Genomic DNA, 16,408 nt, shown 5'->3' with positions numbered 1-16,408 from the left:
ACTACCGGTCGGCTTCGAAGCCCCCCTCGCCCCTGTGCTCCTTCAGCCGCTCGTACGCCGCCGTCCCGTCCGGCACCCACTCCCACTCGCCCAGCCGCCGCTCCACCTCGCCCTCGGTGAGGAACCCGTGCCAGGCGACCTCCTCGGCCTGCGGGCTCACCGGCGACTCGCAGCGGACCTCGTACACGGCCGACCACCAGGTGCGCCCCGCCCCGTCGTCGTACAGGAACTTGAACAGCGGCTCGGGGCGCGCCAGTCCCGCGACCCCCAGCTCCTCCTCGGCCTCGCGGAGCGCCGCGTCGTCGTAGGACTCGCCCGCCCCCACGACCCCGCCCACGAACATGTCGTGCAGCGACGGGAAGACCAGCTTGGTCGCCGTACGCCGATGCACGAAGATCCGCCCCTCGGCGTCCCTGGCCAGCACGAAAACGGCTCGATGCCGCATCCCCCGCGCATACACCTCCCCTCGCGGTGCCTGCCCGATGACCTGGTCGTTCTCGTCCACGATGTCGAGGATCTCGTCGGCGGCGCTCATACCCCCATCCAAGCAGGGCGGACCGGGCAGAGTTCTTCGGCAGGGGCTGCGCCCCATGCTTCTCAGGCCCGCAGGGGCCTGAGCTTTTAGGGGCGCGGGGAACTGCGCGAGCAACCACGACCCACCCGCACCCGCCGACGAACCCGCACCCCCACCCCCTCAGGCGTCCCACCCCCTCACGCGCCCCCACTCATCACGCGCTCCGCTGCAACTCGCTAACCCGCGCACCCCTGGCGGAGCCGCACGGCATGGCCGGATGCATCCCGAGGAGCACCACCCCCACCACGATCCCCGCCAACCCGGCGCCCTCCCACACGAGTGCCCCCGCGTCCATCCGCAGCCGGTCCCCGAGGAACCCCACCCCGCACGCGATCCCCGCCAGCGGCTGCGCCGCGGTGAGCGCCGGCAGGGACATCCGCAGCGGCGCCGTCTCGAACGCGCTCTGGACGAGCACCAGACCGGTCACCCCGAGCAGGGCGACCCCGTACGGCTGCCACGAGGTGAACAGCCCGCCCCAGCCGGCCCCGGCGAACAGCTGCCCGCTGACCCGGGTGAGCGCGTCCTGCACGCCGTACAGGAGCCCGGCGGCCACCGCCAGCAGCACCGGCGCGGCGCTCAGCCGGGACCGCTTCGCATACACGGTGAGCAGCAGCGCGAGCCCCACCATCACACCGATGATCAGCCACTGCCGGAACGGACCGCCGACCGCCGCCCCGCCCTCCGGCCGCCCGGCGACGATGAAGGCGGTGACACCGCCCGCGAGCAGCAACAGCCCCGTCCAGCCCTGGCGGCCCAGCGGCTGCCGGGTCTGCCGACGGGAGAGGGCGAGCGCGAAGAGCAGGTTGGTGGCGAGGAGCGGCTCCACGAGCGTGACCTCGCCCTGGCCGAGCGCCATCGCCCCGAGCGCCATGCCGCACACCATCAGCCCGATGCCCCCGAGCCAGCGCGGCACCCGCATCAGGTCGAACAGCAACCGGGGCGAGAGGAAGTCGCCCAGCGGGGCGTGCGCGGCGGCCTGCTGCTGGAGCACGAAGCCGAAGCCCAGACAGCAGGCGGCACCCACGGAAAGAAGAAGAACGAGAACCGACACGCGGAATACCTCGGGTCGTCGGACGGGCCGCGGCGGGTGTGCCCGAGGGGCTTCCGCTCGGCATCCCGGCCGGAGGGCGATTTGTGCCCCGGCGGGTGGCCCGATACGTATTCGGCCGACTGTAGCCGCCCCGCCGTGGGCTGTCCGTAAGAGGAGACACATCTCGGCAGTTGACTAGGTCACGCCTTCTGCCGAAGGATCTGATCCCAAAGCTGCTGACCGGCCGGTAACAAAGCGGGGGGCCGTGCCCTGCCCGTTTCGTGGTGCCCCGCTTGCCTGACCCGTTCCCGAGAGGACGTCCTCCATGTCGTACGACGCAGATGTGATCGTGATCGGGGCGGGCCTCGCCGGGCTCGCGGCGACCGCGGAGCTCGTCGACGCGGGCCGCAAGGTGATCCTCCTCGACCAGGAGCCGGAGCAGTCGATCGGCGGCCAGGCACACTGGTCCTTCGGCGGGCTCTTCTTCGTCGACTCGCCCGAGCAGCGCCGTCTGCGGATCAAGGACAGCCACGCCCTCGCCCTCCAGGACTGGATGGGCACGGCCGCCTTCGACCGCGAGGAGGACCACTGGCCGCGCAAGTGGGCCGAGGCGTACGTCGACTTCGCGGCCGGTGAGAAGCGGTCCTGGCTGCACCGGCAGGGCGTGCGGTTCTTCCCGGTGGTCGGCTGGGCGGAGCGCGGCGGCTACGACGCCAACGGCCACGGCAACTCCGTCCCCCGCTTCCACATCACCTGGGGCACCGGCCCCGGCCTCGTCGCGCCGTTCGAGCGGCGGGTGCGGGAGGGTGTGGCCCGGGGACTGGTCCAGCTGAAGTTCCGGCACCGGGTGACGGGGCTGTCGCGCAGCGCGGGCTCCGTCGACACCGTCACCGGCGAGATCCTGGAACCGTCGACGATCGAGCGCGGTCAGCCGAGCGGCCGTGAGGTCACCGGTGCCTTCGAACTGAAGGCCCAGGCCGTGATCGTCACCTCCGGCGGCATCGGTGGCAACCACGACCTGGTCCGCGCCAACTGGCCCGAGCGCCTCGGCAACCCCCCGGAGAAGATGATCTCCGGTGTCCCCGCGCACGTCGACGGCCGGATGCTCGGCATCGCCGAGGAGGCGGGGGCGCACCTGATCAACCGCGACCGGATGTGGCACTACACCGAGGGCATCCAGAACTGGAACCCCATCTGGGAGAACCACGGCATCCGCGTCCTCCCCGGCCCGTCCTCGCTCTGGCTGGACGCCCGCGGCAAGCGGCTCCCGGTCCCGCTGTTCCCCGGCTTCGACACTCTCGGCACGCTGGAACACATCATGAAGACCGGGTACGACTACACCTGGTTCGTGCTCGACCAGAAGATCATCGGCAAGGAGTTCGCCCTCTCCGGCTCCGAGCAGAACCCCGACCTGACGGGCAAGTCCATCAAGGACGTCTTCATCCGTGCCCGCGCGGACGTCCCCGGCCCGGTGAAGGCCTTCATGGACCACGGCGTCGACTTCGTCGTCGAGAAGGACCTCGGCTCCCTGGTGCGCGGCATGAACGCCCTCACCAAGGACCCGCTGATCGACGAGGCCGAGCTGCGCCGCGAGATCGTCTCCAGGGACCGTGAGGTCGCCAACCCCTTCACCAAGGACCTCCAGGTCATGGCGATCCGAGGGGCCCGCAACTACCTCGGCGACAAGCTGATCCGCACCGCCACCCCGCACCGCATCCTCGACCCCAAGGCGGGCCCGCTGATCGCCGTCCGCCTGAACATCCTGACCCGCAAGACCCTCGGCGGCCTGGAGACCGACCTCTCCTCCCGGGTCCTCACCGAGGGCGGCGACCCGCTGGAGGGCGTGTACGCGGCGGGCGAGGCCGCCGGCTTCGGCGGCGGCGGAGTCCACGGCTACCGCTCCCTGGAGGGCACGTTCCTCGGCGGCTGCCTGTTCTCGGGCCGTACGGCCGGCCGGGCGGCGGCGAAGGCGACGGGCTGAGCCCCACGCGAAGTCCGCCCGCCCGCCGAAGTCCCGCCGAAGTCCCGCGGAAGTGACGTAATTCTGACGAATCTCCGCCGCCGCTGGCCCGACCAGGGCGGCGGATGTTCGAATCGGTACGTGAACCCTGAACATCCCGAGGCACGGGAAGCGCCGGCGGAGCACCCCGACGACGACGCGAGGGAGGCGGAGCGCGGCAAGCCCATCGGCCGCCGCGTCCTCCTCGGCACCCTCGGACTCGGCGCCCTCGGCGTCGTCTCCGCGCCGGTCCTCCAGCGCGGTATGGAGGCGTTCCTCGGCGAGGCGGCCCAGAAGGACCCCACCGGACTGACGGGCCTGCTGCCCAACGGCGGCGGCTTCCGCTACTACTCGGTGACGTCGTCCGTCCCCCGCAGGACCGCCGCGAACTACCGCCTCACCGTTGGCGGACTGGTGGACAAGCCCACCTCGTACACCCTCGCCGACCTGCGGGCCCTGCCGCAGACCCGGATGGTGAAGGACGTCCAGTGCGTCACCGGCTGGCGCGTGCCGGACACCCCGTTCGAGGGCGTACGGCTCTCCGTGCTGCTGGACGCGGCCGGGGTGCGCTCCTCGGCGGGAGCGGTCCGCTTCACCTGCTTCGACGGGGCGTACAGCGAGAGTCTGACCCTGGAGCAGGCCCGCCGCGCGGACGTCCTGGTGGCCCTGCGCATGCAGGACAAGGACATCGGCCACAACCACGGCGGCCCGGTCCGCCTGTACGTCGCCCCCATGTACTTCTACAAGTCGGCCAAGTGGCTCTCCGGCATCGAGGTCACCGAGGAGGTCGAGCCCGGCTACTGGGAGGAGCGGGGCTACGACATCGACGCGTGGGTCGGCCGATCGAACGGGCGGGACGATGAACCGACGACTTGAGGAACGCCCGGTCCGCGCGGACACCCGCGTCCCGCGCTTCACCGCCGCCGAACGCTGGATCCACCGTACGACCGCCGCCCTGATGGGCATCTGCGTGGTGACGGCGGCCTTCCTCTACCTCCCCGCCCTCGCGGAACTGGTCGGCCGCCGGGCCCTGGTGGTGACGGTCCACCAGTGGGCGGGCCTGCTCCTTCCGCTCCCGGTCCTGGCGGGCCTGGCCTCCCGCGCGTTCCGCGCGGACGTCGGCCGTCTGAACCGGTGGGGCCCGCACGACCGCCTCTGGCTCCGCGCCGCCCGCCGCCGGACCCCGGGCCCGCGCCCCGCCGCCAAGTTCAACGCCGGCCAGAAGCTCTACGCGGCCTGGATCGCCGGCGCCACCCTCGTCATGCTCGCCACGGGCCTGATGATGTGGTTTACCCACCTCACCCCCCTGATGTGGCGCACCAGCGCGACCTTCGTCCACGACTGGCTGGCCCTGACCATCGGCATCGTCCTGGCCGGCCACATCGGCATGGCCCTGGGCGACCCGGAGGCCCGACGGGGGCTGCGCACGGGATCGGTGAGCCGGGAATGGGCGGACAGCGAGCATCCGCTGTGGCGGCCGTAGGGCCGCTCCGGGAGCCGTCGGCCGCCGCAGGTCACCGATGGCGCCGCGGACATGACTCCGCTGCCCGGGGACATGACTCCGCCGCCGCGGCACTCGGCCACGGCGGCGGACACCGGCGGACGGCGACGGGCGCCGCGCCTAGATGATCAAGGACAGCAGCAGCACGATCGCCCCCGCCACCACCGAGATGATCGTCTCCATCACCGACCAGGTCTTGATGGTCTGGCCGACGCTCATCCCGAAGTACTCCTTCACCATCCAGAAGCCGGCGTCGTTGACATGGCTGAAGAAGAGGGAGCCCGCGCCGATGGCGAGGACGAGCAGGGCGGTGTGGGTCGTCGACATGTCCGCGGCCAGCGGTGCCACCAAGCCCGCCGCCGAGATCGTGGCGACCGTGGCCGAGCCGGTCGCCAGCCGGATCGCCACCGCGATCAGCCAGGCCAGGACGAGCGCGGGGATCGACCAGTCCTCGGATATCTCCAGGATCATCTGCCCGACCCCGGAGTCGATGAGCGTCTGCTTGAACCCCCCGCCCGCGCCGACGATCAACAGGATGCCCGCGATCGGCGCGAGGGACTTCTCGACGGTCGACCCCAGCCGCTCCTTGGTGAACCCGGCTGCCCGCCCCAGCGTGAACATGCCCACGATCACGGCCGCGAGCAGCGCGATCAGGGGCGAGCCGGCCACGTCGAAGACCCGCTGCACCATGTTCTCGGGGTCGTCCACGACGATGTCCACGAGCGCCTTGGCCAGCATCAGCACCACCGGCAGCAGCACGGTCGCGATGGTCGCGCCGAACCCGGGCCGCTTCTCCAGCTCCTCCGAGGCCCGTACCGGGATCATCCGCTCGGGCACCGGGACGTCCACCCAGCGCGCCGCGTACTTCGAGAACAGCGGACCGGCGATGATCACGGTCGGTATCGCGACGACCAGGCCCAGCGCCAGCGTGACGCCCAGATTGGCCTGCACCGCGTCGATCGCGACCAGCGGACCGGGGTGCGGCGGGATCAGCCCGTGCATGACCGACAGACCGGCGAGGGCCGGGATGCCGATGCGCATCAGCGAGTAGTCGCCGCGCTTGGCGACCATCAGGACGACCGGGATGAGCAGCACGATCCCGACCTCGAAGAACAGCGGCAGCCCGATCACCGAGGCGATCAGCACCATCGCCCACGGCATCGCCCGCCCGCCGGCCTTCGCCAGGATCGTGTCGACGATCTGGTCGGCGCCCCCGGAGTCCGCCAGCAGCTTGCCGAGGATCGCGCCCAGCGCGATGAGCACACCGACCCCGGCCACGGTCGTGCCGAGCCCGGTGGTGAAGCTGGCGATCGCCTTGTCCAGCGGGGCCCCGGCGAACGCGCCGAGCGCGAGCGAGCCGATGGTCAGCGCCAGGAAGGCGTGCACCTTGAACCTGGTGATGAGCACGACGATCACGGCGATGCCCGCCAGTACGGCGATGCCCAGCTGTGCGTGCCCCGCCGAGGTGATCGGCTCGACGGGGTCCGCTGCCAGCAGCTCGACGTTGAGTCTGGTCACGGTGATTCCTTGGTTGGGGAGTTTCAGGGGAGGTGGGGGAGAGGCGGAAGAAGGAGGCGGCGCGCCGAGGTCCTACGACGACGCCGGATCGAACTCCCGCAGCGCTGCGACCGCCCGCTCGGCGATCTCCTCGGGCGCGCCCGACACGTCGACCGTGACGCCCGCCTCGTCCGCCTCCAGCGGCTGCAGCGTGGCGAACTGCGAGTCGAGCAGCGCCGTGGGCATGAAGTGGCCCTGCCGGTGGGACATCCGGTCCTCGATGAGGGCCCGGTCACCGGCGAGATGCACGAAGACGACATCGGGCGCCGCCGCCCGCAGCCGGTCCCGGTAGGCACGCTTCAACGCGGAGCAGCTGACCACCCCGCCGAGTCCCGCCCGGTCGTGGGCCCAGGTGCCGATGGCGTCCAGCCACGGCCCCCGGTCCGCGTCGTCCAGGGGTGTCCCGGCCGACATCTTGGCGATGTTGGCCTCGGGGTGGAAGTCGTCGCCCTCGGCGTAGGGCACGCCGAGCCGGGCCGCGAGCAGGGGACCGATCGTGGTCTTCCCGGTCCCCGCCACGCCCATCACCACGACGACCTGAGGGGTACGCATCACTACCTCGCTGTCTTCGTCGACATCTGAGACGTCACCCGACGTCGACGACACTGAAACCCATTAGGTACGACGAATTCAAGCCCTGGACATCAATAAGTCTGACTTTTTGTTCGTTGCCCCCTCCTCGTACCCTGATCCCCATGACCACACCGGGCCGGGGGCTGCACGGCCGAGTTCTGGAGACCCTCGGACCGGCGATCACGGCGGGCGAGTACCCACCGGGCAGTGTGCTGCGCACGGACGAACTCGCCCAGACCTTCGAGGTCTCCCGCTCCGTGATGCGCGAGGCGGTCCGCGTGCTGGAGTCCATGCACCTGGTCGAGTCCCGCCGCAGGGTCGGCGTGATCGTCCGCCCGCCCGCCGAGTGGAACGTCTACGACCCGCAGGTCATCCGCTGGCGGCTGGCCGGCGCGGACCGCCCCCGCCAGCTGCGCTCCCTCACGGTCCTGCGCTCCGCCGTCGAACCCGTCGCCGCGGGCCTGGCCGCGCGCAACGCCACCGCCGAGCAGTGCGCCGCGCTCACCGAGTGCGCCATCGGCATGGTCGCCAACTCACGCGGCCACAAACTGGAGGGCTACCTCCGGCACGACGTCCTCTTCCACCGCCTGATCCTCGACGCCTCCGGCAACGAGATGTTCGCCCGCCTCGGCGACGTCGTCGAGGAGGTCCTCGCCGGCCGCACCCACCACGCCGTGATGTTCCACGACCCCGACCCCGTGGCCGTGACCCTCCACGTCCAGGTCGCCGAGGCCATCCGCGAACACGACGCCACCCGAGCCGAACAGCTCACCAGGGAGATCACCGAGGGCGCCCTCCAGGAGCTGGACATCCTGGCGCCGTGAACGCACGACCACGCGGGGACGCCCGGTCCTACAACACGGGCAACCGGTCCTCGGCCCCGGGCGACCGCCGCTCCTGCAGCCAGTACAGATACACCCGCAGGTCCGCGGCCAACCCGTCCGCGATGTACGCCTCGAAGTCCCGGACGGCCGCGACGATCCCCTGCCCCGACCGGGCGTCGAACTCCGCCCACTCGTCCCTGCGACCGGCCAGGTACTCCGTGACCCGTGCCCGCCCCCGCCACCACTCGCGCACCAGGTCCGACGTCCACCACGCGTCCCCGTCGCAGGCGTAGCAGGCGTAGGGGTCCGCTCTCGCCGCCTCGACCAGCCGGGCCGTCTCCGCGGGCGTCCTGGGCTGGCGGTACACGTACTCGGACGCGTGCTCGCCGCCGTAGAGCACATGGGCGGGCGCGTGCAGCCGCCCGGTCCAGCAGTTGTCGGTGTAGGCGCCGTACAACGGCCCCGGCACGTTCAGCCAGAGCCGGTCCTCCCAGCGCCCCTTGAACGCCTCCCGGTCGTCGCCGACGGACGGCAGCGGGTCGAAGTAACGGGTCACGACTCCGGGACCTCGCCGTCCACGTACACCCACGCCCCGTCCACCCGCTCGAAGCGGCTGCGTTCGTGCATCGAGCCGCCGCGGTACGAGGCGCGGAAGGTGACGGTGCCGGTGGTGTGGAAGGCGGAGCCGTCCCGGGTCTCCAGGATCTCCAGACCGGTCCAGCGCATCGTCGTGTCGAAGGCGACGTCGGCGGGCCGGGTGCGGGGATGCCAACTGCGCAGCAGATAGGCCTCGTCGCGCACGACGAACGCGCTGTACCGGGACCGCATCAGGGCCTCGGCGGTCGGCGCGGCGGCGCTCCCGGAGTGGTAGCGCCCACAGCAGTCCTCGTACGTCCGCGGCAGCCCGCACGGGCATGCGCGGGGGACCGGCGAAGCGGCCCGCGAAGCACTCTTCGACCTGGCCCTGGAACCACTGCGGCGCGACGACATGCCAGTCATTCTGCCCGCTCTACGCCGAGCCCGCGTTCGTCGGCGGATACGGCGGCCGCGCCGGCACCCCGGAGCCCCTCGGGGAGGGCAGGGGCGGCAGCGCCGGCTCCTGCAACCAGGCCCGGAACAGGGCGTCCAGCGGCCCGTCGGCGTAGCGACCCGCGTGCGCGGTGAAGCCGGCCGTCGTCACGGCACCACCGCGGTGGACGGTCGCCCAGCCGCGCAGCATCCGGAAGAACGCCTCGTCACCGAGGGCACAGCGGACGGCATGGACGGTGAGACCCCCGCGCTCGTAGAGGCGGTCGTCGAACATCAGCTTGCGGCCCGGGTCGGCCAACCGCAGGTCCTGGGGCAGCGCGGCGAGCTTCTGGTGCGCGGCGGACGCCAGTTGCTGTGCCGAACGCCCGCCGGAACGCTCCGACCACAGCCACTCGGCGTACTTGGCGAACCCCTCGTTCAGCCAGATGTGCCGCCAGTCGGCGATGGACACGCTGTTGCCGAACCACTGGTGCGCCAGCTCGTGCGCCACCAGCCGCTCCGAACCCCGCGCCCCGTCCACGTGGTTGGCGCCGAACAGCGACAACCCCTGGGACTCGACCGGGACATCGAGCTCCTCCTCGGTCACCACCACCGCGTACTCCCCGAACGGGTACGGCCCGAAGAGCTCCTCGAACAGCTCCATCATGGCGGGCTGCCGCGCGAAGTCCCGCGAGAACTCGGTGAGCAGGTGCGCCGGGATGTGCCCGTGCTGCGGCACCCCGCCCGGCCTCGGATCGCCCAGCAGCACGGTCTGGTACCTGCCGATCGACAGCCCCACCAGATAGCTCGACGTCGGCGCCGACTGCTCGTACACCCACGTCGTCGTGGACGCCTTCGCCGTACGGGTGAGCAGCCGCCCGCCCGCCACCACCTGGTACGCCGACGGCGTCGTCACCGAGATCTGGTAGGAGGCCTTGTCGGCGGGCCGGTCGTTGCACGGATACCAGGACGGCGCCCCGACCGGCTGGCTCGCCACCAGCGCCCCGTCGGTCAGCTCCTCCCAACCGAGCCCGCCCCAGGGGCTGTTGACCGGCTTGGGATTGCCCGACCAGTGCACCTCGACCGTGAACGCGGCCCCGGGCCGGATCGGCTTGGCCGGCCGGATCCGCAGTCTGCCGCCCCGGTGCGAGTAGTGCGGCGCCCGCCCGTCGACCCGCACCCGCCCGATCTTGAAGTCGGCGAGGTTCAGCTGGAACTCGGCGAGGGCGGCCCGGCCCGCTATCGCGTTGAGCCGCGCGGTGCCCGACAGCCGGTTCGGCCCCGGCCGGTAGTCCACAGCCAGCTCGTACCGATGGACCCGATAACGGGAATCGCCGTTCGCCGGGAAGTACGGGTCCGGACCCACTGACTGCTGAACCGCCACTGCCGCTTCTGCTCCCCGCTCCGCTCTCGTACGACGTCCATCGTCCCCCGGGTCGCCCGAAGCCGCACGAGCCGCGTTCAGCGGCGCCATGACTCGATCGGGTTGCCCAGCCACCGGGTGTCGTCGGGAACGGACTCCGCGGCCATGACCAGCGACGCCGGACCCAGCGTGGTGCGGGCCCCGACCACGCTGCCGGGCAGGACGATTCCGCCCGGGCCCAGGGTGGCACCCTCACGGAGCTCCACAGTATCCGTCCGCAAGATCCGGTCGTGGAAGAGGTGGGTCTGCAGGACACATCCCCGGTTCACCGTGGCCCCGTCGCCCAGCGTCACGAGGTCGGTCTCGGGCAGCCAGTAGCTCTCCACCCATACCCCCTTGCCGATCCGCGCGCCCAGCCCGCGCAGCCACACGTTGAGCACCGGCGTACCGGGCACCGCCCCGGCCAGCCACGGCACCGCCAGCACCTCCACGAAGGTGTCCGCCAGCTCGTTGCGCCACACGAAGCCGCTCCACAGCGGATGCTCCCCGCTGCGGTGCCGCCCCACGAGCAGCCACTTCGCGACGACGGACACCAGACCCGCCAGCACGCCCGCCCCGAGCAGCACGACGCCGCCCCACAGCCACGCCCAGCCGCCCAGCGCACTCAGCGCCGCCACCGTCAGCAGCGCGAGCCCGGCGGAGCAGAACACCGGCACGATCCGGCACAGCTCGACCAGCGCCCGCGCCCACAGCAGCCGGGCCGGGGGCTCGTACGTCAGGCTCTGGTCGCCGCCCGCCGCCGCCCGGGGCAACCTGACGGGCGGCAGCCCCAGATACGAGCCGCCCTTCTTCGCCTTCTTAGGCGTCGCCGACAGCACCCCCACCAGACCGCCGTCGGGCACGGAACGCCCCGGCGCGGTCATCCCGGAGTTCCCCAGGAACGCCCTCCGCCCGATCTCCGCCCGCCCGATTCGCATCCAGCCCCCGCCGAGCTCGTACGGCGCGGTCAGGGTGTCGTCCGCGAGGAACGCCCCCTCCCCGACCGTCGTCAGACTGGGCAGCGCCAGCACCGTCGACACCTCCGCGCCCCGGCCGATCCGCATCCCGAGCAGCCGCAGCCACACCGGCGTGACCAGCCCCGCGTACAGCGGGAACAGCGTCTGCCGCGACCGGTCCATCAGCTGGGTGACCGTCCACGCCTGCCAGCCGACGCGGCTGTGCGTGGGATGCGTACCCTCCCGCAGCCCGAGGCTCAGCAGCCGCACGGCGATCAGCAGGAGCAGCGCGTACGCCGCCCCGAACGCGAGCGTGGCGGGCACCAGGCCGAGTGCCGCGCCCCGCAGGGCACCGCCGATCCCCGCCCGCGGATCCACGAACGGGGTCAGCACGGCCAGCGCGGCGACCCCGGCGAGCACCGGCAACGCGGTCAGCCCGGCTCCGGTGACGCCGTACGACGCCCGCCAGAACAGGCCCCGCCGCGGGCGCTCCTCGGGCCAGTTCCGCTTCGCCTTGCCCAGCTTGACGGCGGGCGCCCCCGCCCAGCGCTGCCCGGTGGGAACCTGTCCGACCACGGCCGACCCGGGCGCCACCTCGGCCCGCTTGCCGACCCTGGCCCCCGGCAGCAGCATGCTCCGCGTCCCGACGACCGCACCGGCGCCCACCTTGACCGGGCCGATCTCCAGCCGGTCCCCGTCGAGCCAGTGTCCGGACAGGTCCACCTCGGACTCCACGGCCGCGCCCCGCCCGAGCTTGAGCATCCCGGTCACCGGCGGCAGCGCGTGCAGATCGACATCCGCTCCGACCTTGGCGCCCAGGGCACGCGCGTACCGTTCCAGCCAGACCCCGGTCAGCGAGGTCGCCCCGCTGAACTCGGCCAGCCGCTCGGCCGTCCACAGCCGCAGATGCACGCTCCCGCCGCGCGTGTACCGGCCCGGCCCGACACCGCGCAGCAGCAGCCGCGCCCCGCCCGCCGCGATCGCCAGCCGCCCCGGCGGGGTGAAGAACAGCAGCGCCCCGACCGCCACGGCCCACCAGGGCGCGGCCGGCAGCCAGGCGTACGAGCCGAGCAGATTCCCGAGCGCCGCCAGCGGGACGACCCACCGCAGACCGAGCAGGCTGAACAACGGAACCAGCAGCGCGAGCTGGACCAGGCGCGACCGCACCGGCACGGGCGCCACGGCCCGCCGGGCACCGTCCTCTCCGCCGGACTCCTCCAGATACCGGGCCAGCTTCCTCAGCGTGGGCCGCTGGTAGACATCCACCACCGCGACGTTCGGATACCGGGTCCGCAGCCGCGTCGTCAGCTGCGCGGCGGCCAGACTCCCCCCGCCGATCGCGAAGAAGTCGTCGCCCGCGCCGCCGACCGGGATCCCCAGCACCTCGGCCCACTGCTCGGCGAGCCACGCCTCGGTCCCGTACAACTCCTCGGCCGGACCGGCGCTCTCCAGGTCCGCGAGCGGCCAGGGCAGGGCGTTCCGGTCGACCTTCCCGGACGTCCGGGTCGGCAGCTCCGCCACCGGCGCCAGCAGCGGCACCAACGCGGCCGGAAGCTCGGCCCGCAGCCTCTGCACGGCCGCCGCGTGGTCCCAGCCCTCCTGGGTGACCACGTATCCGACGAGCAGCTGGTTCCCGCTCCGCGCGGTCCGTACGGCCGCCGCGGCGCCCGCGACGCCGGGCAGTGCCTGCAGCGCGGCGTCGACCTCGCCCAGCTCGATCCGCCGGCCGCCGAGCTTGATCTGCTCGTCGGCCCGCCCGAGGAAGACCAGCCCCTCGGGCTCGGCCTTCACCAGGTCGCCGCTGCGGTAGGCGCGGTCCCAGCCCAGCGACTCCAACGGCGCGTACTTCTCCGCGTCCTTCTCGGCGTCGAGATACCGCGCGAGCCCCACCCCGCCGATCACCAGTTGGCCGCTGCCGCCCATCGGCACGGGCTCCCCGGCCTCGTCCACGACGGCCAGCTCCCAGCCGTCGAGCGGCAGCCCGATCCGGATCGGCTCCTCGCCGGACATCAGCGAGGCGCAGGCGACGACGGTGGCCTCGGTCGGCCCGTAGGTGTTCCAGACCTCGCGGCCCTCCGTCACCAGTCGCTGCACCAGCTCCGGCGGGCAGGCCTCACCGCCGAAGATCAGCAGCCGTACGTCGCTCAGGGTCTCGGGCTCCCAGAGCGCGGCCAGCGTCGGCACGGTGGAGACGACCGTGATCTCCTGCTCGACCAGCCAGGGCCCCAGATCGGCGCCGCTCCTGACCTGCGAGCGCGGCACCGGCACCAGGCAGGCCCCGTACCGCCAGGCCAGCCACATCTCCTCGCAGGAGGCGTCGAAGGCCACGGACAGCCCGGCCATCACCCGGTCCCCGGGCCCGATCGGCTCCTCGGTCAGGAACAGCGCCGCCTCGGCGTCCACGAACGCGGCGGCACTGCGGTGGCTGACGGCCACGCCCTTGGGCTTGCCCGTCGACCCGGAGGTGAAGATGATCCACGCGTCGTGCTCGACCCCGGGCCGCGCGGCGGGGACGTCCGACGCGCCGTTCACCGTCAGTTCGTGCCCGGCCCCGACGACCGCCCGTACCTCCGCCTCCCCGAACACCAGCTCGGCCCGCTCGTCGGGGTCCTCGGCGTCGACCGGCACATAGGCGGCCCCGGCGGCCAGCACCGCGAGCACGGCGACGTACAGCTCGTTGGTGCCGGACGGCACCCGCACCCCGACCCGGTCCCCGAGCCCGACCCCGGCGGCGCCCAGTCGTCGCCGCAGGTTCTCCACCTCGACGGCCAGCGCCCGGTAGGTCAGCCGCCGCTTCCCGTCGTCCAGCGCGGGCTCGTCCGGGTACGACCGCACGGACGCCTCGAAGACGTCGACGAGCGTGCGGGGGGAGGCCGCGGGCCCGGCCGAGAAACGCGCCGCCCCGCCGAACGGCCCGACCTCCTGGGCCAACTCTCCGTCGAGCAGCGTCAGGTCGGGACTCTCGTACACGGCGGCCATCGGATCCTCGCCTCTCGAACCCGGACCATCCGGGGGCGCCGGAGGGCCGCAGGTCTGCCTGGGGATATTTCCGTACCGGTGCCGAACAAGCCCCATACTCTAGTGCTCGGGTGACTACGGCCTGTCGTGACGGCCAAGCGGGGGCATCCGCAGGACGGCCCGCAGGGGGCAGCCGGACGGCTCTGACCTGCGGTTTCTCGAACAGGTAGAGATATGTCCCACATTTGGCCGCCGACAACGCCGAAGGCCGCGACCCGAGGGTCGCGGCCTTCGCCACAGTGTGTCCGAGGGGGGACTTGAACCCCCACGCCCGATAAAGGGCACTAGCACCTCAAGCTAGCGCGTCTGCCATTCCGCCACCCGGACAAGGTGTCTGTCGTGCGGGGTTTCCCTCGCGGCGACGGAGGAAACATTACCAGGCTTTCGATGGCCCCCGATCACACCCCGTCCCGGGGGCGGCCGCGCGTGAACGGCGTGTGACGGGCCGGTCCCGGTCTTGGGACGGGCCGTGGGGCAGGAGGAGGATGAGGGGGAACCACCAGCAGCGACAGCGGGAGGAACCAGCGTGAGTGAGACGGACACGGGCAGGCGCGTGACCGGTGAGGACGAGGTCGTCGACCTCTGCAGTGAACTGATCCGGATCGACACCAGCAACTTCGGCGACCACTCGGGCCCGGGTGAGCGCAGGGCCGCCGAGTACGTCGCCGAGAAGCTCGCCGAGGTGGGGCTGGAACCGCAGATCTTCGAGTCGCACCCGGGCCGCGCCTCCACGGTGGCCCGGATCGAGGGCGAGGACCCCTCCCGGCCCGCGCTGCTCATCCACGGCCACACCGACGTCGTCCCGGCCAACGCGGCGGACTGGACCCACCACCCGTTCTCCGGCGAGGTCGCGGACGGCTGTGTGTGGGGCCGGGGCGCGGTCGACATGAAGGACATGGACGCCATGACGCTGGCGGTCGTCCGCGACCGGCTGCGCAGCGGCCGCAGGCCCCCGCGCGACATCGTGCTCGCCTTCCTCGCGGACGAGGAGGCCGGCGGCACGTACGGGGCGAAGCACCTCGTCAAGAACCACGCCGATCTCTTCGAGGGCGTCACCGAGGCGATCAGCGAGGTCGGCGGGTTCTCGTTCACGGTCAGCGAGCAGCGGCGGCTCTATCTGATCCAGACGGCCGAGAAGGGCATGCACTGGATGAAGCTGACCGTGGCCGGAACGGCGGGCCACGGCTCGATGATCCACCGCGACAACGCCATCACCGAGCTGTCGGAGGCCGTCGCGCGCCTCGGTCGCCACCAGTTCCCGGTGCGGGTCACCAAGACCACCCGCGCCTTCCTCGACGAACTCGGCGACGCGCTCGGCACCGACCTCGACCCGGAGGACATGGAGGGCACCCTCGCCAAGCTGGGCGGAATCGCCAAGCTCATCGGCGCGACGCTGCGGAACACCGCCAACCCCACCCAGCTCGGCGCCGGTTACAAGGTCAACGTCATCCCGGGCGAGGCCACCGCGCATGTCGACGGACGGTTCCTGCCCGGGTTCGAGGAGGAGTTCCTCGCCGACCTCGACAAGATCCTCGGCCCCAAGGTGCGGCGCGAGGACGTGCACTCCGACAAGGCGCTGGAGACCTCCTTCGACGGAGCGATCGTGGACGCCATGCAGTCCGCGCTGCTCGCCGAGGACCCGGCCGCGAAGGCGGTCCCGTACATGCTCTCCGGCGGTACGGACGCCAAGTCCTTCGACGACCTCGGCATCCGGGGCTTCGGCTTCGCGCCGCTCAAGCTGCCGCCGGAGCTGGACTTCGCGGGCATGTTCCACGGGGTCGACGAGAGGGTGCCGGTGGAGGGCCTGAAGTTCGGCGTGCGCGTCCTCGACCGCTTCATCGACGCGTCCTGACTTAATCGGCCGCCCGTACGAAGATCGACCGTGAAGGGTGAATCCGACCATAAGCTCGTAGCTCCATTACTCCCTCCTCGTTACAGGTGATGCGACTCGCTACTTGGAGTCGCT

General features: G+C 72.1%; 13 protein-coding genes and 1 tRNA gene. 5 read left to right on the top strand and 9 right to left on the bottom strand.

What is annotated here, in order from left to right; genetic code table 11:
- Position 1 precedes the first annotated feature (1 nt).
- Both RM704_RS08120 and RM704_RS08115 read right to left on the bottom strand, forming a co-directional pair.
- A complete protein-coding gene (locus RM704_RS08120) occupies positions 2-535 on the bottom strand; it encodes an NUDIX hydrolase (RefSeq protein ID WP_033531619.1) in 534 nt (177 codons plus the stop codon).
- Positions 536-728: 193 nt separating this feature from the next.
- Positions 729-1,625, bottom strand: a complete 897-nt coding sequence (locus RM704_RS08115; protein WP_033531620.1) for a DMT family transporter — start codon at positions 1,623-1,625, stop codon at positions 729-731.
- A 304-nt stretch (positions 1,626-1,929) separates the two neighbouring features.
- Here RM704_RS08115 and RM704_RS08110 point away from each other — a divergent pair, with 304 nt between their 5' ends.
- From RM704_RS08110 to RM704_RS08100, 3 genes are all read left to right on the top strand, one after another.
- The gene (locus RM704_RS08110; RefSeq protein WP_033531621.1) at positions 1,930-3,585 is read left to right on the top strand and encodes an FAD-binding dehydrogenase; all 1,656 of its coding nucleotides are present in this window, start codon (positions 1,930-1,932) and stop codon (positions 3,583-3,585) included.
- Positions 3,586-3,705: 120 nt separating this feature from the next.
- Positions 3,706-4,479, top strand: a complete 774-nt coding sequence (locus RM704_RS08105) for a molybdopterin-dependent oxidoreductase (RefSeq protein WP_033531622.1) — start codon at positions 3,706-3,708, stop codon at positions 4,477-4,479.
- Complete coding sequence (locus RM704_RS08100) at positions 4,463-5,086, top strand: cytochrome b/b6 domain-containing protein (RefSeq protein ID WP_033531623.1); 624 nt, start codon at positions 4,463-4,465, stop codon at positions 5,084-5,086. The genes RM704_RS08105 and RM704_RS08100 overlap by 17 nt, the downstream gene beginning before the upstream one ends.
- A gap of 138 nt (positions 5,087-5,224) precedes the next feature.
- On the opposite strand, the gene RM704_RS08095 is transcribed toward RM704_RS08100, so the two are convergent.
- Entirely contained in the window at positions 5,225-6,622 is a 1,398-nt protein-coding gene (locus tag RM704_RS08095; protein WP_033531624.1) for a GntP family permease, read from the bottom strand.
- A 72-nt stretch (positions 6,623-6,694) separates the two neighbouring features.
- Positions 6,695-7,213: a gluconokinase gene (locus tag RM704_RS08090; RefSeq protein ID WP_033531625.1), complete on the bottom strand. Its 519-nt coding sequence runs from the start codon at positions 7,211-7,213 to the stop codon at positions 6,695-6,697.
- 143 nt (positions 7,214-7,356) lie between these two features.
- On the opposite strand from RM704_RS08090, the gene RM704_RS08085 reads away from it, so the two are divergent.
- On the top strand, positions 7,357-8,058 hold the full coding sequence (locus tag RM704_RS08085) for a FadR/GntR family transcriptional regulator (protein ID WP_033531626.1): 702 nt from the start codon (positions 7,357-7,359) through the stop codon (positions 8,056-8,058).
- Between the two features lie 28 nt (positions 8,059-8,086).
- Here the strand turns inward: RM704_RS08085 and RM704_RS08080 are convergent, their stop codons facing one another.
- From RM704_RS08080 to RM704_RS08060, 5 genes are all read right to left on the bottom strand, one after another.
- Complete coding sequence (locus tag RM704_RS08080; protein WP_033531627.1) at positions 8,087-8,614, bottom strand: hypothetical protein; 528 nt, start codon at positions 8,612-8,614, stop codon at positions 8,087-8,089.
- A complete protein-coding gene (locus RM704_RS08075; protein WP_078937453.1) occupies positions 8,611-9,057 on the bottom strand; it encodes a YchJ family protein in 447 nt (148 codons plus the stop codon). The genes RM704_RS08080 and RM704_RS08075 overlap by 4 nt, the downstream gene beginning before the upstream one ends.
- A gap of 10 nt (positions 9,058-9,067) precedes the next feature.
- Positions 9,068-10,450, bottom strand: a complete 1,383-nt coding sequence (locus RM704_RS08070) for a M1 family metallopeptidase (protein WP_078937454.1) — start codon at positions 10,448-10,450, stop codon at positions 9,068-9,070.
- Positions 10,451-10,527: 77 nt separating this feature from the next.
- Positions 10,528-14,403 (bottom strand): Pls/PosA family non-ribosomal peptide synthetase, encoded by a 3,876-nt coding sequence (locus RM704_RS08065; RefSeq protein WP_033531630.1) that lies wholly within the window; start codon positions 14,401-14,403, stop codon positions 10,528-10,530.
- 281 nt (positions 14,404-14,684) lie between these two features.
- A tRNA-Leu gene (locus RM704_RS08060) sits at positions 14,685-14,769 on the bottom strand.
- Between the two features lie 199 nt (positions 14,770-14,968).
- On the opposite strand from RM704_RS08060, the gene RM704_RS08055 reads away from it, so the two are divergent.
- Positions 14,969-16,294 carry a M20/M25/M40 family metallo-hydrolase gene (locus RM704_RS08055; RefSeq protein ID WP_033531631.1) on the top strand — a complete coding sequence of 442 codons (1,326 nt, stop codon included), beginning with the start codon at positions 14,969-14,971 and terminating at the stop codon, positions 16,292-16,294.
- The last annotated feature ends 114 nt before the right edge of the window (positions 16,295-16,408 follow it).

The organism is Streptomyces gottesmaniae (assembly GCF_031845845.1).
Lineage (GTDB): Bacteria > Actinomycetota > Actinomycetes > Streptomycetales > Streptomycetaceae > Streptomyces > Streptomyces akebiae.
This window is presented reverse-complemented; position numbering and strand designations above follow the sequence as displayed.